Raw genomic sequence first — 23,537 nt, forward strand, 5'->3', positions numbered from 1 at the left:
TGGGAGACTGAGTCGTGTCGCGTGACGACCTCGGGAGCCCGCCGGAGCAGCACCGTGCCGCGTCGGTGCCGGCGTGATCACCGGCCACTGGGAGGTCGTCGTCGTCGGCGGCCGGATCGCCGGAGCGTGCACCGCGTGGGCGCTCGCGCCGTACGCGGAGCGGGTCCTCGTCCTCGACGCCTCGCGGCCCACCGCGTTCTGGCCGCAGCAGTCCACCTGGGACCGGTCCGGCAACCTCGCCTGGGCCGAGCTCGGCCTGCTGGACACGGTCCTGGCCTGCGGCGCCCCGCGCACCTACGGCGACACCCAGCGCATCGGCGAGGACGTGGTCGAGCGGGTCTACCCGCGCGAGGACGCGTACTCGTACCGGATGAGCGTGCCGCGCGAGGTGCTGGACCCGGCGCTGCTGGCCGCGGCGCGCGGGCGGGGCAACGTCACCGTGCGGCGCCCGGCCCGGGTGCGGGACCTCACCGTCGACGCGGGCCGGGTACGCGGCGTGACCGTCCGGCACGGTTCCGTCGACAGCGAGGTCACCTGTGACCTGCTGGTGCTGGCAGACGGCCGGCTGTCCCGCAACGCCGAGCGCGTGGGGGCGGAGGCCTACCGGGTCGTCGAATCGCCGTGGTTCGCGCTGCTGGCCTACTACGAGAACCTGCCGCTGCCCGCCGACCGCTCCTACTTCTCGTTGCAGGACCGCAGCGTCCTCATCTCGACGCCCTGCGGCGACAAGCAGTGGTGCGTCGCGGTGGACCTGCACCAGAGCCTGATCGACGAGACCGGCCGGCACCCCGCGCGCTCGTACGAGGCGATGGTGCGCGACGATCCGCTGCTCGGTCCGGCCGTCGCCGCCGGCCGCCGGAGCACGTCGATCGGCGGCGCGGGCCGGATGCGCATGCTGCGCCGGCCGATGAGCGGGCCGGGCTGGTGCCTGGTCGGCGACGCCGGCTACCACCTGGACCCGGTCACCGCCCAGGGCACCCGGGCCGCCGTGGTCACGGCCCGGATCCTGCGGGACCGGATCGCGGGCGCCGGCCGCGTCGGGGGCGCGGACCTGACCGGCCTGACCGACGAACGCGACGCCGCCCTCGACGACGACTGGGCCTACACCGAGCAGATCGTGCGCGGCTGACCCCGGCGTCCACCGGCCGAAGCCTCCACCGGCCGAAGCCTCCACCGGACGACGCCTCCACCGGACGACGCCTCCACCGGCTGGCGCGCCGATCCGGCCGGTGCGCCACCGGCCGGGGTCAACCGGCCGGCTATCCCACCGGCCGGCTGCCGTTGACGGTCACCCGCTGGCCGTAGCGGGAGTGCGGGTAGTAGTCCCACACGGCGTGGTGCTGGGTGCAGCGGTTGTCCCAGAACACCAGCGTGTTCGGCGTCCAGCGGACCCGGCAGCTCAGGATCGGCTGCTGGGCGACCCAGCCGAAGAGCATGTCCAGCACCGCCCGGCTCTCCTGGCGGGAGAGCTGCACGATGTGCGAGGTGAAGCCGGCGTTGACGAAGAGCAGCTTGCGGCCGGTCTCCGGGTGCCGTACGACGACGGGGTGCTCGCTCTTCGGCACGACGTACTCCGGCGGCGGGGTGTGACCCTGCCACGGGATCAGGCCGTCGTGGATCGCCGTCAGCCCGTCGAGGAAGGCCCGCATCGGCGGGGAGAGCATCTCGTACGCCAGGTGCATGTTCGCCCAGAGGGTGTCGCCGCCGACGCCGATCTCCGGCGTCTGAGTGACGTAGAGCATCGAGCCCAGCGACGGCTCGGCCTCGGCCGTGCCGTCGGTGTGCCAGTCCTCGCCGGCCACGAACCGCGACTCCCGGCCGGCGCTGATCTCGAGCACGGCGGGGTCGCCGCCGTCGAGGTCGGCGAGGGGCTGCCGGCGCAGCTCGCCGAAGTGGCCGGCGAAGCGCTTGTGGTCCTCGGCGGTGAGCACCTGGTCGCGGAAGACCAGCACGTGGTGGGCGAGGAAGGCGCGCCTGACCTCGGCCAGCTGCCCGTCCGACAGTTCGGTGGCGAGGTCGAGGCCGGAGACCTCCGCGCCGATGACCGGAGAGATCGGTCGGACGGTGATGGTGTCGTAGCGCTCCGGCGGGCGGGTCGTCGCCCGCTCGACGGCGGCAAGGACGTGCTCTTCCATTCGTTCCCTCCTGGATTCGGTGTCACAGCCCCCGGGCCAGCAGGTCGGCCACGATCAGCCGGCCGAAGGCGAGGTTGCCGTGGATCGGGTCGTCCGGCTCGCAGAACGCGGCCCGCTGCCGGCCCGTGCCGTCGGTGACCCGGGCCCGCAGGTCCACGATCTCCACGCCGAGCGCGACGAGCGCGCGGCGGATCGTCTCCTGGGCCGCCATGAACACCAGCGGGTCGGACATCCCCGGCACCCGCTGCGGCGGCAGCACCGCGAGCACACGCAGCCCCAGGTCGAGGGCGTGGCGGTGGAAGGCCAGCGCGTCGCGGGCCATGGCGCGCACGATGTCGTCGAAGAGCCCGCCGGCGAGGAAACCCGCCGGGAAGGCGCCGTCGCCCGCCCGGTAGATCCGCCAGTTCTCGGTGGTGGCGAAGAAATGGGCACTGAGCCCGAATGTCGAGACCAGCGGGACGGCGAGCTGCCCGATGCCGGTCACGCCCAGCTCGGCCAGGAAGCCGCGGTGGCGTTCCTGCACGGCGGCGTCCCGGAACACCAGGCCGTCGTCGCGTACGTCGAAGAAGCCGACGTTGAAGTCGCGCCCCGAGCCGACCGGCCCACCGACGAAGGGCACCCCGGCCGCCGCGGCCGCGCGGGCGATCGGCCCGGCGTGCGAGTCGCCCAGCAACAGGAACCTAGCGGGCGCGGTAGTGGTCGAGGACGGCGTCGTCACAGTAGAGGTCACCTCCGTCGGCGGCGTCGGCGGTGTCGGCGCGACGGTCCGACGCCGTCCCGGTCGGCGGTGTCGGCCCGGTCTCCCCGCGTCGCCGTTCGAGGCCGTCGAAGAAGTGGCGCATGACGAAGGCCACTCCCTCCGGCGTCACGGCGCGCAGGTTCGGCGCGAAGAAGACCCCCCGGAACGGGAAACCGGTGATCAGCTCGTACGAGGGGAAGTAGTCGACGTGGCCGTGTTCCTGGGCGAGTTGGCCGGCCGCGGCCCGCAGCACCGACTTGGAATACGTGGTGGCGGTCAGCACGTGCGCCCCGGTGGCGGTCGCGGTGAGCGGCACCGGCGACACGGTCAGCAGGACGGTCAGCCGGGGGTTGGCGGCGCGCAGCAGCGCGACGACGGCGGAGAGGTCCCGGTGCACCTCGGCGACGGTGAAGTTGTGGAAGACGTGCCGCCCGGGGTCGAAGGTGCCCCGGACGGTGCCCGGGCAGACCGGGTGGACGGTGCCGGTTACCACGTCCCGCCAGGCCTCGGTCAGCCCGAGGGTGAAGATGAGACATCCCGCCTCGGCGATCGCCCCCCGCATCGCCGCCAGGGTGGACCGGCGGGCGGCCAGCGTCGCCTCCGCCGAGTCGTACCCGTCGGGTTCGACCGACGGGCGGTACGGGTCGAAGAACCGGTCACCCTCGCGCCAGACCTCGTCGGGCCCGGTGTCGTCGGCCAGCGCCCAGGTCAGCCACTGCCGCAGGGTGGCGGCGGTGTAGATCGTGCCGGTGCGGAAGGAGAACGCGCCGTAGTGGCGGGCCCGCCGCTCGGCCTCGGTCAGCCCCGGCGGGGGCAGCTCGACCTCACGCCAGTTCATCCCCTCGTCGAGCAGGGCGGGACCGAGGTGGCGGGCGAAGCAGGAGCCGGCGGTGAGGACCGCGTCGTCCGGGTCGAGGCCGAACTTTGGCGTCCACACCTCACCGATGGCCAGCATCTCCGGCTCGGCCACGGCCGTGCGCCAGAACGACCGCGACGGCAACGACTGGTACGGGTTCATCGCGCCGCCCTCGGGTCGGTGGCCGGCTCCGCCTCGTTGATGGCCTCGGCCACCGCCGCCACGTGTGGGGCACCGACGATGCCGTAGTGGGTGGTGTCGACGAGGTGCCAGGCGAGCCCGGTCAGGTGCGTCCGCCACTTCCGGGCCTGCTCCTGCGGCGGACCGAGCGCCGGCAGACCGGCCGTCGGGCGGCCCGCGAGCCAGAGCCGACCGGGCGTCCCGGCCAGCCGGGGCAGGGTGTGCTGCGCCATGCTCGCCAGGTTGGCCCGGCAGCAGCGCGCCAGCGCGTCCGCGTACGCCGTCGCCGCGGTGTTCGCGCCGGTCGCCGCCCCCAGTTCGTGGGCGAAGAGCGCGGCGAGCCGTTCCTCGTCGTACGCCCGGAAGGCCGCCGCGGCGTCCGGCGGCGGCGGGTCGAGCAGGTAGAGCTCGTCCGCCGGCTGGCCGGCCGCCTCGGCCTCCGCCGCCATCCCGAGCGCCACCCAGGCGCCGAACGACCACCCGGCGAGCCGCCAGCGCCACTCGTCGGAGGGGAAGCGGTCCCGCAGCGCGGCGTGGTAGCGCGCGGCCCGCTCCGCGAGCGACCAGGCCGGCTGCCCGGGGCGTACCAGCGCGGGATCGGCGATGACGCAGACCGTGAGCTCCGGGTCGAGCGCCGACACCAGCGACCGGTACGCCTGGACGTCGCCGCCGACCGGATGGACCAGGCAGAGCACCGCACGCCCCCGACCCGCCTGCCAGACCTCCACCGCCACGGCGGCCTCGGCCGGGTCGGCGGCGCGGACCGGCTCGCCGAGGAGCCCCAGCACCTCGGCCAGGCTCACCCGGTGGCTCAGCTGGGACAGGCCGAGGCTCACGCCGAAGTGCTCCTTGACCCGGTCGATCAGGTCCAGCAGCAGCAGCGAGTCGGCCCCCAGGTCGTAGAGGGACGCGGCCGGGTCGAGCCGGTCGGTGCCCAGCCAGTCGCAGAGCCATTCGCCGACCTGGTCGGCCGCCGACCGGGGCAGCGCGGCCGGCGTCGCGACCTGCGGGCCGGCCGGTGGCGCGTAGAACTCCCGCGCCCGGTCCAGCGCGGTGGTGCAGACGAGCAGGTGCGGCAGCCGCAGCCGCAGGGCCTGGGCGAAGAGCCGGCGCCCCTCGTCGATGGAGAGGCCGACCGCCAGGTGCGCCCGGTGCCGGGCGTCGGTGGGCAGGGCGTCGCGGGCCAGGCCCACCTCGTTCCAGACGTCCCAGCCGATGGAGATCCGTAGCGTGGTGTCGGCCCCGCTCGCCCGGTGCCGGGCGAAGCCGTCCAGCAGCCCGTTGGTGGCGGCGTAGTCGAGCTGCCCGACGCCGCCGAGCTGCGCCGACATCGACGAGCAGTAGACGACGAACGCCGGCCGGTGGTGCGCGACCAGCCGCTCCACGAGCAGCGCGCCGTGCGCCCTGCCGGCCGTGGCCCGCCGCATCGCGGCCGCGTCCCGCCGGCCGATCAGCCCGCCGGCCGCGATCCCCGCGGCGTGGACCACCCCGTCGACCCGTCGGGTCCGGTCGTCGAGCCGGGCCAGCAACTCGTCGGGGCCGGTCTCGGCCAGGTCGGCCTCAACGAGGTCGACGCGGTCGGCCCACGGCACCAGCACGGCCGGCAGCGGCCCGCGCCGCGCCAGCAGGATCACCCGGCAGTCGCCCTGCGCCAACAGCCAGGCGGCGATGCTCCGCCCGATGCCGCCGGTGCCGCCCAGGACCACGTACACGGCCGGTCCGGCGGGCAGCGGACCCGTGGCGGGCGCGGCCGGCGGGCGGACCGGCAGCAGCGCCTGCTCCCACCAGTAGCTGCCGCGCAGCGCGAGTCGTCGGGGTGGTGGTGTCTCCTCCGCCAGCAGCACCGCGAGCGCCGGCGCCCAGTCGGCCGGATCGGGGCCCGGCAGGTCCACCCAGTGGCTCTCGACGTCGCTCTCCTGGGGCGCGACCTCGCAGACCCCGGCGAGCAGGCCCAGTTCCGGCCGGCGTACGTCGTCGTCCACGGGTTGCGCCTGGTGCGACAGCCACCAGGCCCGCAGCCGGGGCCGGCCGGGCAGCGCGGCGACGGCTGCCAGCAGCGCCGCCGGGGTGTCGACGCAGGCCCGGTACGAGTGGGCGAGCGCGTCCGCGCCGACCGGTCCGTCGACGGCCAGCGGCAGCGCGTGGAGCCAGTCGACGCCGCTGCGCCCGGAGCCGGCCGGCGCGGCGGCGCCGGTCAGCGCGTCGAGCAGCCGGCCCAGCGACCCGGGGTCGGCCGGGTCGACCTGGTAGCTGTCCGGTCCGAGCCGGGCGAAGCCGTCGGCTGCGGTGACGGCCACCACCCGGGCGTAGGACGCCGCGAAGGCGCGGAGCGCGGCCGGCGACGGCGGTTCCGCGGCCATGACCACTAGCGTCTCCGGGCGGCGGGCCCCGGGGTCGGCCCCCGCGTGCCGCCAGCGCACCCAGTGCGGCTGGTGCAGCCACTCGGCCTCGGGCAGCCGCGCCGGCCACGGCTGATCGGCCGGCACGGCCCCGGCGGGCGGTGCGGCCCCGGCTGATGCCGATCCGGCGGGCAGGGTCGACCCGGGCTGCAGGGGCGGCCCGGGCGGGGGTGTCGGCCCCGCCTTCGGTGCGCGGGGGAACTCGTGGTCGGCGAGCGCGAACGCCGGCGGGGGGAAGTCCCAGGGCGGCTGCGCCGGCCCGGCCGGCCACCGGATCGGCCGCCCGGCCAGCCAGGCGGCGACGAGGTCGGCCGCTGGCGGCGTACCGGCCGGGCCGGTGACCGCGACGGGCGTCGCCTCGACGGGGGTGACTTCGACGGCGGTCGCGGTGCGCAGCCAGGCCACGGCGGCGGCCACGTCGCCGCAGACGGCCGCCGCCCGCCACCGACCCGGCGTGCGACCGGCCTGGAGGTGGCGCAGCACCCGGTGGTAGGACTCGGGCCGGGCCGCCAGGTAGTCGGCGATGCGGGCGGCGTCGGCGCGCAGGCCGGCCGCGCTGCCGCTGGCGAGCAGCACCACCGGTACGCCGGCATCCGGCGGCGCCGCCGAGCCGGTGCCGCGCTCTGCCTGCTGGCGCTGGTAGACCGGAGCCCCGACCGGCTCGACCGCCTCGCAGACCAGATGGGCGTTGGTGCCGCCGATGCCGAAGCTGCTCACCGCCGCCACGCGCGGCCGGTCGACGGGCCAGGGCCGGGCCTTCGTGGGGACGTAGAACGGGGCCGGATCCGGGCCGAGCCGTGGATTGAGGCGACGGAAGTCGACGTTGGGCGGGATCAGCCCGTGGTGCACGGCCAGCACGGCGCGCACCAGGCCGACGACCCCGGCCGCCGCGCCGAGGTGACCGATCTGGCTCTTCACCGAGGCCAGCGCGACGTGGCCGGACTCGGCCAGGTCGAACGCCTGGCGTAGCGCCGCCACCTCCACCGGATCGCCCAGCTCCGTCCCGGTGCCGTGCGCCTCCACGTAGCCCAGGTCGCCGCTGGCCCGTCCACTGCGACGCAGCGCGGTACGGATGACCTCGCGCTGGCCGGCGACCGACGGCGCGGCGTAGCCGACCTTCTCCGCGCCGTCGTTGTTGACGGCCGATCCGGTGATCACCGCGTAGACGGTGTCGCCGTCGCGCCGGGCCAGCCGCAGGGGCTTGAGCACGACCACACCCACCCCGCTGGCGCCGACGGTGCCGCCGGCGTCGTCGCTGAACGGCCGGCAGTGCCCGTCCGGGGAGAAGATGTGCTGCGGCTGGTATCGGTAGCCGGCGCTCAGCAGCGGATCCACCAGCACGCCACCGACCAGCATCACGTCGCTGTCGCCCTGACGCAGCAGCCCGGCCGCGAGGTGGACCGCCACCAGCGAGCTCGCGCAGGCCGCCTGCACGGTGAAGGCCGGACCGGTCAGGCGCAGGTGGTAGGCGACCTTCGTGGCCAGGAAGTCCTTCTCGTGGTGCAGCGCCAACTGGAAGGAGTCCGGCAGCCGCGCCGGATCGGCCTCGCGCAGCATCGTCTGGAAGTACGTGTTCTCGCCGCAGCTGGCGAGCAGGCCGACCCGTCGCCCGGCGGGATCGGCGATGCCGGCGTGCGCCAACGCCTCGACACAGCTCATCAGCAGGTGCCGCTGCTGCGGATCCATCAGCCGCGCCTCCTGCCGGCTGATGCCGAAGTGCCCCGGGTCGAAGCCGAGCACCCCGGCCAACTGGCTGCGGGCGCCGACCAGGCCGTCGGCGGCGTCGAAGTGCTCGATGCCCCGGTCGCCCGCCTCCACCATCGCCCAGAAGGCGGCCAGGTCGGTCGCGCCGGGCAGCCGGACGGCCATCCCGACCACGGCGACCGGCTCGTCCGCCGGGCCCGGAGCAGCCTCGTCCCGCCCGGTCGCCGCGACCCCGGCCGCCCGGCGGGCCGCCTCGTCCGCCGGTGGCGGCTCCACCCCGGCCCCGATGCGCGCCGGTTCGGCCCCGGGCGGTGCTGTCACCGCCACCCCGGCCGTCCGCCGGGCCGGCCCGTCCGCCGGTGGCGCCACGTCGGTCGCGTCGCTCGGCGTCGGCGCGGGGGCGACGGCGCGCTGTCCGGTGAGGAAGCGGGCGAGGCGGCGGATGGTGACGTGCTCGAAGAGGTCGGGGATGCTCAGCGGCAGCCCCTCGGCGGCGCAGCGCAGGTGGAACCGCATCAGGTCGAGGCTGCCCGCGCCGTGGTCGAAGAAGCGCCGGTCGGGCCCGATCGGTCTCCCGACGACCTCCTCGAAGAGCCCGGCCAGCCGCGCCTCCAGGACCGACATGACCGGCGCCGGCGCGGCGGCGTCCGGCCGCAGCTCCTCGCCCGGTGCGGTCAACGCGCGACGGCGGTCCAGCTTCCCGCTGGCGGTACGCGGCAGCTCCGCCAGCCGCCGGAACCGGTCCACCCGCACGTACGCGGGCAGGAGCCCCGCCAGATGAGCGGTCAGCTCCTCCGGGGAGGGTGGGTCGGCCCGCGACTCCAGACAGGCGACCAGGTGCGGGTCGTCGCGGACCACCACGGCGTTGACGACCGCCGGGTGCGTCAGCAGGGCCGCCTCCACCTGGCCCAGCTCCAGCCGGTGCCCGCTGACCTTCACCTGCTGGTCGTCGCGGCCCAGGTAGTGCAGCAGACCGTCCCGGTCGAACCGGGCCTGGTCGCCGCTGCGGAAGAACCAGCCGTGGCCGGGCAGCTCGACGAAGCGGGCCCGGTCGAGCGCCGGATCGTCCAGGTAGCAGGGCGCCACCAGCTCCCCGCCGATCAGCAGCTGCCCGGGGCAGTCCGGCGGCACCACCTCGTCGGCGGAGTCCACCACCCGCAGCCACGTGTTGGCGACCGGGCGGCCGATGGCCGGGCGGGCCGGCCAGGTGGCCGGGTCGCCGTCGAGGCAGAGGCTGCTGACCACGTGGGTCTCGGTCGGGCCGTAGTGGTTGAACAGGCGCGCTCCGGGCAGCCCGGCGAACCAGCGGCGGATGCTGTCGGTGCAGATCAGCTGTTCGCCGGCGGTGACGACCTCCCGCAGCCGCGACGGGTACCGGCCGAGGCGGACCCCGTGCTCGGCCAGGAGTTGCAGGGCGACGTACGGCAGGAATATCCGCTCGATGCCGGCGGCGTCGAGGTGCGCCAGCAACGCTGGCATGTCCTGCCGCCACCCGGGCCGGGGCAGGTGCAGGGTGCCGCCGCCGCAGAGCGTGCCGAAGATCTCCTGGAAGGAGACGTCGAAGGAGAGCATGGAGAACTGCAGGGTCGCCGCCGCGCCCGCCAGGCCGCCGGCCTCGCTCTGCCAGCGCAGGAGGTTGACCAGCAGGGCGTCGCCGACCTGCACCCCCTTGGGCGTGCCGGTCGAGCCCGAGGTGAAGAGCGTGTACAGCGGGCGGCCGGCGTACGACGGCGCGACGGGCGTGGCCGAGGAGGACAGGACCACCGGGTGCCGGGGGCGACCGCCCTCGTCGATCACGTCGAGGGCGGGCTCGTCGCCGGGCGCCAGCAGCACGCAGAGCGGGTCGACCTGGCCCAGCACCTGACGCAGCAGCGCCGGCGGGTAGGCCCGGTCGAGCGGCACGACCGTCAGGTTGAGCCGGGCCGCCGCCAGCAGCGCCACCACGTGCTCCACCGACGGCTCGAAGAACAGGGCGACGCGGTGCCGGTCGCCGGCCGACACCGGATGGAGCCGCGCCAGTTCGGCGGCGAGCGTCGAGGCGTACGCGTCGAGGTCGGCGTAGCTGAGTCGACGGTCGCCGGCCACGAGCGCCGTCGCGGTCGGCTCCGCCCGTACCCGCCGGGCGAAGGTCTCGGCCACGGTGGGGAGGGCCACCGGGGTACGCCGGCCCCGGCCGGGCTCGGGCAGGCCACTGCGGTAGGGCCGCACCAGCTCGGCCAGGGTGCTCGTGCCGACGCCGGTCAACGCGTCGAGGCCGCGCCGGAACAGGTCGGCAGCCGCCGCCACGTCGGCGGCGTCGAAGTGGTCGTCGGCGTACTCCCAGAGGCAGTCGAAGCCGGACCCGTGCTCGACGACCGAGAGGGTGAGCGGGCACTTGGCCTCGGTGGGCGCCAGCCAGACCGGGCGGGACGCGCAGCCGGGCAGCGTCAGCGAGGAGAAGTCGGTGTTGTCGAGGACGAAGAGGAAGTCGAACAGCGGCGCGTCGGCGCCGAAGTCGTGGTCGGCGACGGCGTGCGCGAGCGCCACGTCCTGGGCGTCGAGCACCGCGCGTACGGCGGTGGCCTGTCGCCGCAGCTGCGCCCGCAGCTCCTCCCGGGGTGCCAGCCCCAGGGGCAGCAGCACCGTGTTGGCGAACATGCCGACGCTGGCCTCGAAGTCGCCCACGGGCCGGTTCGCCACCGGGCTGGCGACGCGCGGATGGGTGCGGCCGGTCACCCCGTACACGGCCCAGCCGAAGAGCGTCAGCAGCAGCGGGAAGCGGGTCAGTCCCAGCTCGGCGCCGAGCCGGTCGAGGGCGGCGCGGCCTTCCGCGTCGATCGTGGTGCGCAGCAGGTGGTCCCCGGTGCCGCCGCGCTGCCGGATCGGCCGCAGCGGCGCGGCGACCTCCGCCACGTCGGCGTAGTGGCCGCGCAGGGCGTCGCGCTGCGCCCGGTAGGCCGGCTGGGCGAACCAGTCGGCCTGCCACCGGGCGTAGTCCAGCGGGGTCGGGGCGGGCTCGTCCTCGTCCTCGGTCGCGGTCGTGCCGGCCAGCGCCGCCGCGTACGCGGCCGACAGCCCGCGGAACAGCACGTCGAGCGACCAGCCGTCGACCGCGATGTGGTGCAGGTGCAGCAGCAGCACCCCGCCGCCGTCGCGGGCCAGCCAGTACGCCCGCAGCATGCGCGGCTGCCCGAGGTCGAAGGGGGCGGCGAAGAGGGCGCGGGCGCGCTCGTGCCACCCGTCCGCGTCGCCGTCGTCGCCCCCGGTGGGCTCGCGCCACGGGTCGTAGGGCTCGCCCACCCCCTGGCGCAGCCCCTCCGGCGTGGCCCGGAAGGCGGTCCGCAGCGCCGGATGACGCACCACCACCCGGCGCAGCGCCTGCCGCAGCGCGCCGACGTCGACCCGGCCGCGCAGCTCGAAGGCGAGCCCCACGTGGTAGGCGGTGGACGCCGGCGAGCGTTGCTGCAACAGCCAGAGCCGCTGCTGCTCCGAGGTGGCCGGCGCGGACCGGGCACCGGCCGGGGCAACCGGCACCGGGTACGGCGATCCGGTCGCGGTGCGGGCCGCCGCGACCGCCGCGGCCAGTTCGGCGAGGTCGCCGTCCAGCACCACCGCCTGCGGCACCTCGGCGCCCCAGCGCCGCTGGATCTCGAAGCGCAGCCGCAGCGCCTTCAGCGAATCCCCGCCGCTGGCGATCCACCGGTCGTCCGGTCGCAGGTCGGCCACGCCCAGCACCGCGCCGGCCAGCCCGAGCACCGCCCGCTGCCACGCCGCGCCGGCCGCGTCGGCAGGCCCGCCGTCGCGCTCGTCGCGTCGGTGCGGGCCGTCGTGCCCGTCGGGTGTGTCGCGTGGATGTGGGTCGTCGTGTCCGGCACGTTCGTCGCGTGGGTGCGGGTCGTCGCGTCCTTCGCGCCAGGGCGGGTCGTCGCGGCGCAGCAGCGCGTCGGAGTCCACCTTGCCGTTCGCGGTCAGCGGCAGCGCCCCGACGCGGTGGACCCGGTGCGGGCGCAGGTACGGCGGCAGGGTCGCGGCCAGGTGCCGGTCGAACTCCGCGAACGACAGGTCGGCGGCCGTCACCAGGTACGCCAGCAGCTCGTTCGTCCCGTGCACCGGGTCCCGCCGGGTGCACACGTACGCCTGCCGGACCCCCGGGTGGGCGAGGATCTGCCGCTCCACCTCGCCGGGCTCGACCCGGAAGCCGCGGACCTTGACCTGCCGGTCGACCCGACCGACGTACTCGACGCGGCCGGCGGCGTCGGCGCGCACGAGGTCGCCGGTGCGGTAGTGGCGGCCGGCGGAGCCGTCCAGCCAGGGCAGCCGGACGAAGCGCGCGGCGGTCTCCTCGGGCAGGTTGCGGTAGCCGGCCGCCAGCGCCGCGCCGCCGAGGTACAGCTCGGCGACCTCGCCCGGCGCGGCGAGGCGGCCACCGTCGACCACCAGGTGCGCGTCGGTGCCCGGCAGCACCCGGCCGATCGGCACCACCTCCGCGTCGAAGTCGCGGGGGATCGGATGGCACAGGGCGAACGTGGTCGCCTCGGTGGGCCCGTAGACGTTGTGCAGCCGGGTGCGGCTGGCGGGGTTGTCGCGGTACCAGCGGCGGATGAGCCGGGCGTTGAGCTGCTCGCCGCCGACCAGCACCTGGCCGACGTCGGCGAAGCAGTGCGGCAGCTCGTCGACCACCGCGTTGAACAGCGCCACCGTGATGAAGAGCGTGTCGATCCGCTCCCGGCGCAGCGCGGCGTCGAGCAGGTGCGGCGTCGCCACCGTCTCGTCGTCGAGCACGACGCAGCAGCCGCCGGTCAGCAGCGGCACCCAGACCTCGAAGCTGATCGCGTCGAACGCCGGGTTGGCGAGGCTCGCGTAGCGGGCCGCCGGGGTCAGGGCGACGTAGCCGGGGCGGGCCAGCCGCAGGACGCCCGCGTCGCGCACCTCCACGCCCTTGGGGCGGCCCGTGGTGCCCGAGGTGTAGAAGACGAACGCGACCGGCGCGGGCGCGACCTCCGGCGTCGGCTGCCCGTCCGCGTCGGGCGGGGCGTCCGCCGCGAGCAGCGCCGCCACCGGCAGCGGTCGGACCCCGTCGGGAAGCTCGCCGGGCGCGTCCGGGTCGTGGACCACCGCCACGGCGCCCGAGTCGCGCAGCATGTGCCCCCGGCGCGCGGGCGGGCTCTGCCGGTCCAGCGGCACCACGGTCGCGCCGAGCCGCAGGACGCCGAGCATGACGCAGACCAGCCGCCAGCCGCGCGGCAGCTGCACCGCGACGGCCTGACCGGGGCGGGTTCCGGCCCGGCGCAGGGACCGGGCGACGGCGGCGCTGGCGGCGTCCAGGTCGGCGTAGCTGAGGCGCCGGTCGCCGTCGACCACCGCGACCGCGTCGGGGGTACGGCGGGCTTGGGCGAGCACGGCGTGGGCGAGACCGGGACCGGGACCGGGGTCCATCACGCCTCCCGTACGGCCGGCGTCGTCGGACGGGCGTCGGAGATCCGGTCCATCTCGCCGCGCAGCAGCGCGGCGACCCGCAGCACCACCGCGCTCTCCAGGATGTCCCAGTGGTCGCAGTGCACCTGATCCAGCAGGAAGTCGGCGTCGCCGCGCCGCCGCCAGAAGGCGCGCACCTCGCGCAGGAAGGCCTCGTCCCGCCCGGCGGTGGCCTGCAACAGCACCAGCCGGGCCGGCGACGCGGGGGTCGGGTAGTCGCGCATGGTCGACCGGTTGTGGTTGTAGACGCGGTGGTACTGGTCGATCTGCGCGTCGTCGATGCCCGGGTACATGCCGTTGAACTTGATGAGCTTGTCGCGGAACTCGGCCATGTCCACCGGCTCGATCGCGCCCCGGTGGGCCGGGTCGTCGGTGCCCAGAGTGTCCAGCAGCACCACGCTCAGCCCGGGATGCCCGGCGAGGGCCAGCCGGCGTCCCATCTCATACGCGACCAGCCCGCCGTAGGAGAGCCCGGTGAGCACCACCGGCCCGTCCAGCAGGTGCGCGACCTGCCCCAGGTACGCCTCGGCCATCGCCTCGACCGTGGGCAGGAACTCCTCGCCCGGGTTGACCCCCGGGGACTGGATGCCGTACACGCCGAGGGACTCCGGCAGCGCCTTGGCCAGCGACAGGTAGCAGAACGCGGTGCCGCCGGCCGGGTGCACGCAGATGACCCGGCCGGCGCCGTCGCCCGGCCGGAACTCGATCAGGTTGCTCGGTGGCCGGCCCGACGCGCCCCGCCGCAGCCGGCCGCCGAGCGCCTCGATCGTGGGGTGCAGCATGATCTCGTGGACCGGCAGCGGTTCGCCGAACGCCTCGCCGATCGCGTGGGCCAGCTTGATCGCCGAGATCGAGGTGCCGCCCACGTCGAAGAACCGGTCGTTGATGCCGATCTCCGGGTGCAGCAGCAGGCGCTTCCAGATCTGGTAGAGGGTCAGCTCGATCTGGTCGCGCGGGCTGGCCAGGTTGACCTGCCAGGGCGCGCCGGTACGGGCCAGCCGCAGCACCTCGTCCCGGTCGAGCTTGCCGTTGGCGGTCAGCGGCAGCCGCGGCAGCTCCACGAAGAGCGACGGGATCATGTAGCCGGGCAACCGTCGCGACAGCGCCTCGCGCCACTCGCTGACCAGCAACGGCGCCGCCCCGCCCCGGGCGACCCCGGCGACCAGCCTCGGCTCGCCGGCGGCGTCCGAGTCGACCAGCACCGCCGCCTCGCGTACGTCCGGACGGTCCCGCAGCGCGGCCTCGATCTCGCCCAGCTCGATGCGGAAGCCGCGGATCTTGACCTGGCCGTCGCGGCGGCCGAGGTACTCGATGTTCCCGTCGGGCAGGAGACGCGCCAGGTCGCCGGTGCGGTAGAGCCGTTCCCCGGGCACGAACGGGTCGGGGACGAACCGCTCGGCGGTCGCCCCCGGCCGGCCCAGGTAGCCGCGGGCCACGCCGGCGCCACCGATGTGGATCTCGCCGGTGACCCCGACCGGCACCGGCTCCAGCCGCTCGTCGAGCAGGTGGACGCGGGTGTTGGCCACCGGCCGGCCGATCGGGCACCGCCGGGCCGACGGCTGCGGGTCGAGGTAGGCGGTGCTGTAGACGGTGGTCTCGGTCGGCCCGTACCCGTTGAGGACCCGCAGCCCGGGCAGGGCCTCCTGCATGCGGTGCAGGCCCTGCTCCGGCAGCGGTTCGACCCCGACCAGCAGTTGGCGCAGCGACAACCCGGCCAGGCGGGCCGCCGGGTCCTCGTCGATCCACCGGACGAAGGCCGGCGGCAGGTAGGCCTGCACGACGCGGTGCTCGCGCAGCCAGCCCGTGAGCGCCGTCGGATCGCCGCGCAACTCCTCGGGTACGAGGTGCAGGGCCCCGCCGGTGGTCAGCGGCAGGAAGATCTCCTGCACCGAGACGTCGAAGCCGACGCTCGACCAGAGCGCCGCCGCCTCCCCCTCGGCGGCACCGAGCCGCGACACCCAGTGGTCGAGCAGGTTCACGACGCCGCCGTGGGCGACCGCGACGCCCTTGGGGCGGCCCGTCGAGCCCGACGTGTAGATCACGTAGGCCAGGTTGGCGGGGTGCACGACGACGCCGGGCGGGCCGTCGTGGCGCCCCTCGGCCTCGACGGCGGCCAGGTCACCCTCGCCGAGCACCAGCGCCGGCGCGGCGTCGGCGACCATGCCGGCGAGCCGCTCCGGCGGCAGGGCCGGGTCCAGCGGCAGGTAGGCGGCCCCGGCCTTGAGCACGCCCAGGATGGCGACGATCAGCCCGGCCGAGCGCGGCGCGTGCAGGCCGACCACCTGGTCGGGGCGGACGCCCCGGGCGATCAGCGCGTGCGCCAGGCGGTTGGCCCGCCGCTCCAGCGTGGCGTAGTCGAGCCGCTCGTCGCCGTCGGCCACGGCGAGCCGGTCGGGGTGCCGCCGCGCCTGCGCCGCGATCCGCCGCACCACGTCCGCCGGCCCGGTGAGCGGTCGCGCGGTGCGGTTCCACTCGACCAGCAGGCGGTGCCGTTCGTCCGGGCCGAGCAGCCGCAGCGCGCCGACCGGGGCCGCCGGACCGGCCGCCACCTGACCGAGCAGGCGGACGAAGTGCCCGGCCAGCCGGGCGATCGTCGCGGCGTCGAACAGGTCGGTGTTGTACTCGAAGAGGACGTGCAGCTCGTCGGCGTGCTCCATCACCTCGACCGACAGGTCGAACTTCGCCGCGCCGGTGCTGCTCGACAGGGGCCGCAGCACCAGGCCGGGCAGCTCCAGCCGGCCGCGCGGGATGTTCTGGAGCACCAGCATCACCTGGAACAGCGGCGAGTAGCTGGTGTGCCGTTCCGGGTTGAGCGCGTCCACGAGCTGCTCGAACGGCAGGTCGGGATGGGCGTACGCGTCGAGCAGGTGCCGGCGGACGTCGGCCAGCAGCGCCGCGAAGGGCTGCTCCGGGTCCAGCCGGTTGCGGATCACCACCGTGTTCACGAAGTGGCCGATCAGGCCCTCCACGTCGCGGTGGTTGCGGTTGGCGAACGGGGTGCCGACGCAGACGTCGTCCTGCCCGCTGTAGCGCCACAGCAGCACCGACAGGGTGGCCATGAGCGTCATGAAGAGCGTCGCGTCGCCGGCCCGGCCGACCTCGCGCAGCCCGCGGAGCACCGCCGCGTCCACCGCCGTGGCGTGGGTCTCGCCCCGGTAGCGCTGCACCGCCGGCCGGGGCCGGTCGGTCGGCAGGGCCAGCAGCGCGGGCGCACCGGCCAGCGTCCGCGTCCAGTAGCCGAGCTGGCGCTCCAACTCGCCGCCGCCGAGGTGCCGGCGCTGCCACAGCGTGTAGTCCGGGTACTGCACGGGCAGCTCGGCCAGCGCGGCGGCCTCGCCCCGCGCGTACGCGTCGTAGAGCGCGGCGACCTCGCCGATCAGGATGCCGACGGACCAGCCGTCGGCCACCATGTGGTGCACGGTGAGCAGCCAGCGGTGCGCGTCGGGGGCCAGCCGGAGCAGGCGGCTGCGGACCAGCGGGCCGGCGGCCAGGTCGAACGGCGCCCGCGCCTCGGCCTCGGCGGCCTCGTCGGCCCGGCGGGACCGCTGCGGGCGGGGGAGCGCGGTGAGGTCCGCGACCGGCAGGGCGACCGGCCCGGCCGGCCGCACCACCTGGCAGGGCTCCTCGTCGACCAGGGCGAAGACGGTACGCAGCGCCTCGTGCCGGCGCACCACCTCGGTCAGGGCGCGGGCCAGCGCCGGCACGTCCAGGGCGCCCACGACGTCGAACGCCACCGGGTTGTTGTAGAAGGGGTTGCCGGGGGAGAGCTGGTCGAGGAACCAGAGCTGCCGTTGGGCGAACGCGACCGGCACCGGCGCCTCCGGTCGCGGCCGGCGGGGGATCGTGTCCGCGTCGACACCGGTCAGGATCGCGATCAGCTCTTCCTTGTGGAGCTTGAGGTCGGCCAGCAGGTCGGGCGTGAGGACCTCGCGGGAACCGGTGAGGCGCAGGCGGTCGCCGTCGACGCGCAGTCCCACCGCGTGCCGGTTGAGCGTGTCGAGCAACTCGAAGGCGTTCACAGTTCCACCGTGATCGTGTCGTTGGTCGCGGCGTCGGGCCCGGGCGGCTCCGCCCCGGGCCGGCCGCCGCCGAGCAGCGCGTAGACCAGCCGGTGGGAGGGGTCCAGGTCGAACAGGGCGGCCAGCTCCGCCGTGTCCAGCGCGCCGATCCCGCACAGGCCGAGACCGTGGTCGGGGGCGGCCATCGTCAGCAGCTGGGCCATCGCGCCCGCCTCGATGGCGGTGAAGGTCGCGCTCTGCTCCTGGTACAGGGGCTCGATGGCCGCGCGCTGCGCCACCAGGAAGAGCGCGAACGCGGCGGCCTCGAAGACCGGCCGGTTGACGAAGTAGTCGAAGGCGTCCGGGCTCAGCTCGCGGTCGCGGCCGAGCGCCAGCAGCCGGTGCGCCGCCGGGTCGTGGTAATACGCCCCGCCCGGCACCCCGTCCACCCGCCCCGCCCGGACCAGGACGTACGTCTGCACGGCGTAGGTGCCGCCGGCCGAGCCGTACTGGAACTTGGCCCGGCCGTCGACCTCCCGCTCGCGCAGGGCGGCCAGCAGCCGGCCGAGCGCCCCGGCCGGCACCGGGTCCGCGTCGAAGCGGCGCACCGAGCGGTAGTCGGTGTGGCGCCGCTCGTACGCCGGGTCGGCCGGCGCGGCCAGCGCGACCGCCGGGGTGCCGGGCGCGAAGCCGCGACGGCCCCGCCCGTCCGCCGTGAACGCGGCGCGCGCGGCCGGGTCCTCGACCACCGTGGCGGCCCGCTGCGCGGTCGCGACGACGGCCCGCTCGGCGATGTGCTCGCGGAACATCCGCAGCAGGTCGGCGAGGGTCGGTTGGCGCATCAGCCGGGCCAGCTTCGGCCGGAAGCCCAACGCCCCGGAGAGGGCGTTCGTGATCCGGACAATGTCGATCGAGGTGGCGCCGAGCAGCAGCAGGTTGGCGTCGGGCGCGACGACGGGCAGGTCGAGGATCTCGGCGACGATCTCCACCAGCCGGTTCTCGGCCGGATCGGTGAGCACCGGCGCCTCGACGACGGTCTCCGGCGACGGTTTCGGGTCGGGGAGCTGGCCGCGGTCGACCTTGCCGTTGGCCGACAGCGGCAGCGCGTCGAGGACGGTGAACGAGGCCGGCACCATGTACGCCGGCAGCCGCCGCTCCAGGTACGCGACCAGGGCGGCCGGGTCCGGCGCGGGACCGTCCGGCACCACGTACGCGGCCAGCCGCTTCTCGCCCTGCGCCTGACCGAGCAGCCGCAGCGCGGCGGCGCGTACCTGCGGGTGGCCCTCCAACGCCGCCTCGATCTCACCCAGCTCGATCCGGTATCCGTGCACCTTGACCTGGCCGTCCTCGCGACCGAGGAACTCGATCGTCCCGTCCGGGCGCAGCCGGCCCAGGTCGCCGGTGCGGTAGAGCCGCTCGCCGGTGACCGGGTGCACGACGAAGCTGGCCGCCGTCGCCGCCTCGTCCCGCCAGTAGCCCAGGGCCAGCCCGGCGCCGCTGATGTGGAGGTCGCCGGTGGCCCAGGTGGGCCGGGGGCGCAGGGCGTCGTCCAGCACGTGGACCCCCTGGTGGTCCAGCGCGCGGCCGTAGGGGATGCTGCGCCAGGCCGGATCGATTTCGTCGACCGGGTGGTGGATGGACCAGATCGACGCCTCGGTGGCACCACCGAGGCTCTCGACCCGGATCCCGGGCAGCGCCTTGCGCAGCCGGTCGGGGAGGGTGAGCGGGATCCAGTCCCCGGAGAGCATGGCCAGCCGCAGCGACGCCGGCAGCGGATGGCCGGCGTCGGCGTCGTCGAGCAGCATGCCGGCCAGCGCCGGCACCGAGTTCCACACGCTGACCCGGTGGGCGTGGGACACGTCCCGCCAGTGGGCGGGATCGCGGGCCAGCTCCGGGTCTAGCGTCACGACCGCCGCGCCGACCGCGAGGGTGCCGAAGATGTCGAAGACGGAGAGGTCGAAGCTGAGCGCGCTGACGGCCAGGACCCGGTCGGCCGGCCCGACGCCGAAGCGCGCGGTGACGTCGAGGAGCGTGTTCACCGCACCGCGATGGTCGATCGTCACCCCCTTCGGCGTGCCGGTGGACCCGGACGTGTAGATCACGTACGCGACGTCGGTCTCCGCCAGGTCGACCGGCCGCAGCGCCGGCCCGCCCGCGCCGACGGTGGTCGCGTCCACCACCAGGCGCGCGACGCCCTCGGGCAGGGCCACCCGGTCCGATTCCACCAGGACCAGCCCCGCCCCGGCCCGCTGGAGCACCCGGGCCACCCGCTCGGCCGGCCAGTCGGGGTCGAGCGGCAGGTACGCGCCCCCGGCGTGCAGGACCGCGAGGGTGGCGACGACCTGCTTCCAGCCCCGGTCGAGCAGCACCGCGACGAGCTGGCCGGGCCGGACGCCGTGGTCCTGGAGCCGCCCGGCCAGCCGCCGCGCCTCGACGCACACCGTCGCGTAGTCCAGCCGCCGGTCGGGAGCGAGCACCGCGGGCGCGGCGGGGGTCGCCAGCGCCTGCCGGTCGACCAGCTCGTGCAGGAGCCCACGACCGGCCGGCGGGGCCTGTGGCACCGGCGGGGCGAGCGGCCCGTCCACCGTGGTGTACCAGGCGTCCGGCTCCTCCAGCCGCCCGAGCAGCGTCCGGTACGCCGCGAACATCTCGGCGACCAGGCCGGCGGGGAAGAGCTCGTCGATGCTGTCCCAGTTCACGTGCAGCCGCCCGCCGGCCTCCAGAACCGTGTGGTCGATCCACACCTGCGGGGTCTGGGTGATGCCGTGCAGCACCTCACCGCCGAGCGCCGCCGCGAGGCCGCTGTCGCCGACGTCGGGCGCCGCCTCGGCCAGCGTGCTGTTGAACACGACCGGCAGGGCCGCGTGGCGGGTGCCCCGGGCGCGGGCGAGTTCGCGGTTGACCCGTACGCCGCTGACCGCCGAATGGTCGATGTCCTGCCAGAGCTGCTCCTGCACCGTACGGGCCCGGGTCACGAAGTCGACCCCGGCCGCCACGTCGACCTCCAGCAGCACCAGCGAGGTGAAGTCGCCGATCACCGCGTTGATGCCGGGATGCAACGGCAGCCGGTTGAACAGCGGCAGGCTCAGCGTGAACCGCGACTGGCGGCTCCACCGGGCCAGCACCTGCGCGAACGCGGTCACCAGCAGCACCGACGGGGTCACCCCGTGCCGGCCGGCGACCGCCTTCAGCCGGCTCCAACGCTCCGCCGGCACCACCTCGTCGTAGCGGGTGAAGCGCGGCCGTTCGACGCTCTCCGGCTGCCGCTCCAGCGGGAGCTGCGGCGCGGGCGCCAGCGTGCCGACCCGCTCCCGCCAGTAGTCGAGGGCCCGCGCGTAGCGCGGCGTGCGCCGCAGGGCCCGCTCGGCCAGGACGTAGTCGCGGAAGGTCACCGCGAGCGGCGGCAGGTCGACGTCCGGGTCGGCGTAGAGCAGCGCCAACTCGTGTTCCAGGATCTGCCCGCTGGCCGCGTCGAGGATCAGCGCGTCGAGGCTGACGTGCAGCCGCACCTCGCCGTCGAGCAGCGTCACCGCGAACTCGAACAGCGGCCAGCGGCCGGCGTCGAACACCTGGTGGGACATCCGCTCCCGGGTCTCGCCCAGCCGGCGCCCGGCGGTCTCCGCGTCGAGCCCGCGCAGGTCCTGCCGGGCCATCGCGTAGCGCGGCACGCTCGGCAGGACCCGCTGGACGCCGTCCTGGAAGACCGCGCGGAGCATGTCGTGGCGGTCGATCAGCCGGTGCAGCGCGCGGGTGAAGCGCTCCTCGTCGAAGTCGCGCAGCCGCAGTTCGCTGTAGCCGTGCGCGCCGACGCCGCCGAGCTCGATGGTGGACCCGCGGCCCACCCAGTAGGCCTCCTGGATGTCGGTGAGCGGGAACGGCTCGTACCGGCCGGCGGGATCTCCGACGAGCGCCGGGAGGGCGTCGACGGCGGGGGCATCGGCCCCCGCCAGCTCGGCCGCCAGGTCGGCCAGGACCGGCTTCTGGAAGAGGGTACGCAGCGACAGCCGCGCCGACATCCGCTCGTTGATCGCGTGGACGAGCCGGGTCGCCAGCAGCGAGTGGCCGCCCAGCGCGAAGAAGTCGTCGTGCGCGCCGACCCGGTCGCGGCGCAGCACCTCGGCCCAGATGGCGGCCATCCGGGCCTCCCGGTCGTCGCGCGGCGCGACGTAGGCGGTGGCGACGTCGGCCTGCTCCGGCGCGCGCAGGGCCCGCCGGTCCAGCTTGCCGTTGGCGGTCAGCGGCAGCCGGTCCAGCACCACCCAGCGGGTCGGCACCAGGTGCTCGGGCAGCCGGCGCCGCAACTGCTCGCGGGCCGCCTCGGCGGTGACGTCACCGGCCAGGTAGCCGACCAGGTGCGCATCGCCGGGGGTGTCCTCGCGCAGCAGGACGGCCGCCTCGCGGACACCCGGGACGTGCCGCAGGGCGCTCTCCACCTCGCCCGGCTCGACCCGGAACCCGCGCACCTTGACCTGGTCGTCGGCCCGCCCGACGAACTCGACGGTCCCGTCGGCCCGGCGGCGGACCAGGTCGCCGCTGCGGTACATCCGCTCGCCGGGCCCGGCGAACGGATCCGGCAGGAACCGCGCCGCGGTCGCCGCCGGCCGGTTGAGGTAGCCGCGTGCCAGGCCGGCCCCGCCGATGTAGAGCTCGCCGAGCACGCCGGCCGGCACCGGCTCGCACCGCTCGTCGAGCACGTAGAGCCGGGCGTTGGCGATCGGCCGGCCGATCGGCGGCAGCGCCGGCCAGTCGGCCGCCGCCGCGGTGGCCAGCGCGAACTGGCTGACCACGTGGGTCTCGGTGGGGCCGTACTGGTTGTAGAGGTACCGGCCGCCCAGCCCGGCCACCAGGGCACGGACGTCGTCGTTGACCCGCAGCGCCTCGCCGGCGGTGACGATCTCGCAGCCGGGCGCGAGCGGGGGCACGGCCCCGGTGAGACCGGCCAGCTGGTGCAGCACGGCAGCCGGCAGGAACGCCCGCCGTACGCCCTGCTCGGCGAGGACGTGACGCAGCTGACCGAGGTCGCGGCCGCGCTCCTCACCGATCAGCACCAGCGTGCCGCCCTGGCAGAGGGTGCTCCAGATCTCCTGCGCGGAGACGTCGAAGCCGATCGACGCGAACTGGAGCACCCGTTCCGGGGCCGGGCTGCCCGGGGCGGCGTAGCGGAGCTGCCAGTCGATCAGGTTGTCCAGGCACCGCCAGGTCTGCGCCACGCCCTTGGGTTGGCCGGTGGAGCCGGAGGTGTGGATGACGTAGGCGAGGTGGTCGGGTCGGGTGCCGGGGTCGGGGTCGGTGGTGGGGCGGTCGGCCCAGCGGTGTGCGTCGGCGTCGAGGTCGACGAGGGGCGCGGTGGTCAGGCCGTCGAGGGTGGCGCGGGTCGCGGCGTGGGTGAGGACGGCGACCGGGGCGCCGTCGGCCAGCAGGTGGGCCAGGCGCTCGGCGGGGTGGGCCGGGTCCAGGGGAAGGTACGCGCCGCCGGCTCTGGCGACGGCCAGCAGCGCGACGATCAGCTCCGGCGACCTGCGCAGGCAGACCGCGACGACGGCGTCGGGGCCGACGCCGTGCTCGCGCAGGTGGTGGGCCAGCCGGTTGGCGCGCGCGTCGAGGTCGCGGTAGGTGAGCGAGGTGCCCTCGAACGTCACGGCCACCGCGTCGGGGGTCACGACGACCCGCTGCGCGAAGCGGTCGACGACGCCCCGCTCCACCGGGGACGGCTCGGCCCGGCGCAGCGCCTGCGCCCGTTCCCGCTCGTCGAGCAGGGTCAGCCGGTCGATCGGCTGGTCGGGGTGCGCGACGAGTTGGGTGAGGACGTGGCGCAGGTAGCGGATGTGCCGCTGGGCGGTGGCGGTGTCGAACAGGGCGGTGGCGTATTCCAGGCTGCCGGTGATGCGGCCGTCGTGCTCGGCGAGCGCGAGCGTGAGGTCGAACTTGGCCGTGGTGTGGGGCGGCGGCAGGGCGGTGACCCGCAGGCCCGGGAGGGTCAGCTCGCCGTCGTCGGTGTTCTGCCAGGCGAACATGACCTGGAAGAGGGGGGTGTGGGCGAGGTTGCGGGTGGGGTTGACGGCTTCGACGACT

General features: G+C 75.6%; 7 protein-coding genes. 1 reads left to right on the forward strand and 6 read right to left on the reverse strand.

The genetic code is table 11. From position 1 onward, the window contains the following. Nucleotides 1-73 precede the first annotated feature (73 nt). Nucleotides 74-1,129 (forward strand): FAD-dependent oxidoreductase, encoded by a 1,056-nt coding sequence (locus tag ACLQ22_RS30045; protein ID WP_425695275.1) that lies wholly within the window; start codon nucleotides 74-76, stop codon nucleotides 1,127-1,129. A 130-nt stretch (nucleotides 1,130-1,259) separates the two neighbouring features. Here ACLQ22_RS30045 and ACLQ22_RS30050 read toward each other — a convergent pair whose 3' ends face one another. The 6 genes from ACLQ22_RS30050 to ACLQ22_RS30075 all read right to left on the reverse strand — a co-directional run. Then, nucleotides 1,260-2,135, reverse strand: coding sequence for a TauD/TfdA dioxygenase family protein (locus ACLQ22_RS30050; protein ID WP_425695276.1), 876 nt, complete (start codon nucleotides 2,133-2,135; stop codon nucleotides 1,260-1,262). A 22-nt stretch (nucleotides 2,136-2,157) separates the two neighbouring features. Beyond that, nucleotides 2,158-2,853 carry a hypothetical protein gene (locus tag ACLQ22_RS30055; RefSeq protein ID WP_425695277.1) on the reverse strand — a complete coding sequence of 232 codons (696 nt, stop codon included), beginning with the start codon at nucleotides 2,851-2,853 and terminating at the stop codon, nucleotides 2,158-2,160. Then, nucleotides 2,816-3,892 (reverse strand): GSCFA domain-containing protein, encoded by a 1,077-nt coding sequence (locus ACLQ22_RS30060; protein WP_425695278.1) that lies wholly within the window; start codon nucleotides 3,890-3,892, stop codon nucleotides 2,816-2,818. The genes ACLQ22_RS30055 and ACLQ22_RS30060 overlap by 38 nt, the downstream gene beginning before the upstream one ends. Then, entirely contained in the window at nucleotides 3,889-13,428 is a 9,540-nt protein-coding gene (locus tag ACLQ22_RS30065) for an amino acid adenylation domain-containing protein (protein WP_425695279.1), read from the reverse strand. The genes ACLQ22_RS30060 and ACLQ22_RS30065 overlap by 4 nt, the downstream gene beginning before the upstream one ends. Further along, nucleotides 13,428-17,486 carry an amino acid adenylation domain-containing protein gene (locus ACLQ22_RS30070; RefSeq protein WP_425695280.1) on the reverse strand — a complete coding sequence of 1,353 codons (4,059 nt, stop codon included), beginning with the start codon at nucleotides 17,484-17,486 and terminating at the stop codon, nucleotides 13,428-13,430. Before ACLQ22_RS30070 ends, ACLQ22_RS30065 begins: the two co-directional genes overlap by 1 nt. Further along, nucleotides 17,483-23,537, reverse strand: a 6,055-nt coding sequence (locus tag ACLQ22_RS30075; RefSeq protein WP_425695281.1) for an amino acid adenylation domain-containing protein, incomplete at its 5' end; no start/stop codon positions are given. The genes ACLQ22_RS30075 and ACLQ22_RS30070, both read right to left, overlap by 4 nt.

This window comes from Micromonospora sp. DT178, assembly GCF_049841695.1.
Taxonomy (GTDB): Bacteria; Actinomycetota; Actinomycetes; order Mycobacteriales; family Micromonosporaceae; genus Micromonospora.

What these genes read in the sequence shown, in the direction of transcription:
- ACLQ22_RS30050 (WP_425695276.1), bottom strand. Translation starts at nt 2,135, where the DNA reads ATGGAAGAGCACGTCCTTGCCGCCGTCGAGCGGGCGACGACCCGCCCG.
- ACLQ22_RS30060 (WP_425695278.1), bottom strand. Translation starts at nt 3,892, where the DNA reads ATGAACCCGTACCAGTCGTTGCCGTCGCGGTCGTTCTGGCGCACGGCC.
- ACLQ22_RS30065 (WP_425695279.1), bottom strand. Translation starts at nt 13,428, where the DNA reads ATGGACCCCGGTCCCGGTCCCGGTCTCGCCCACGCCGTGCTCGCCCAA.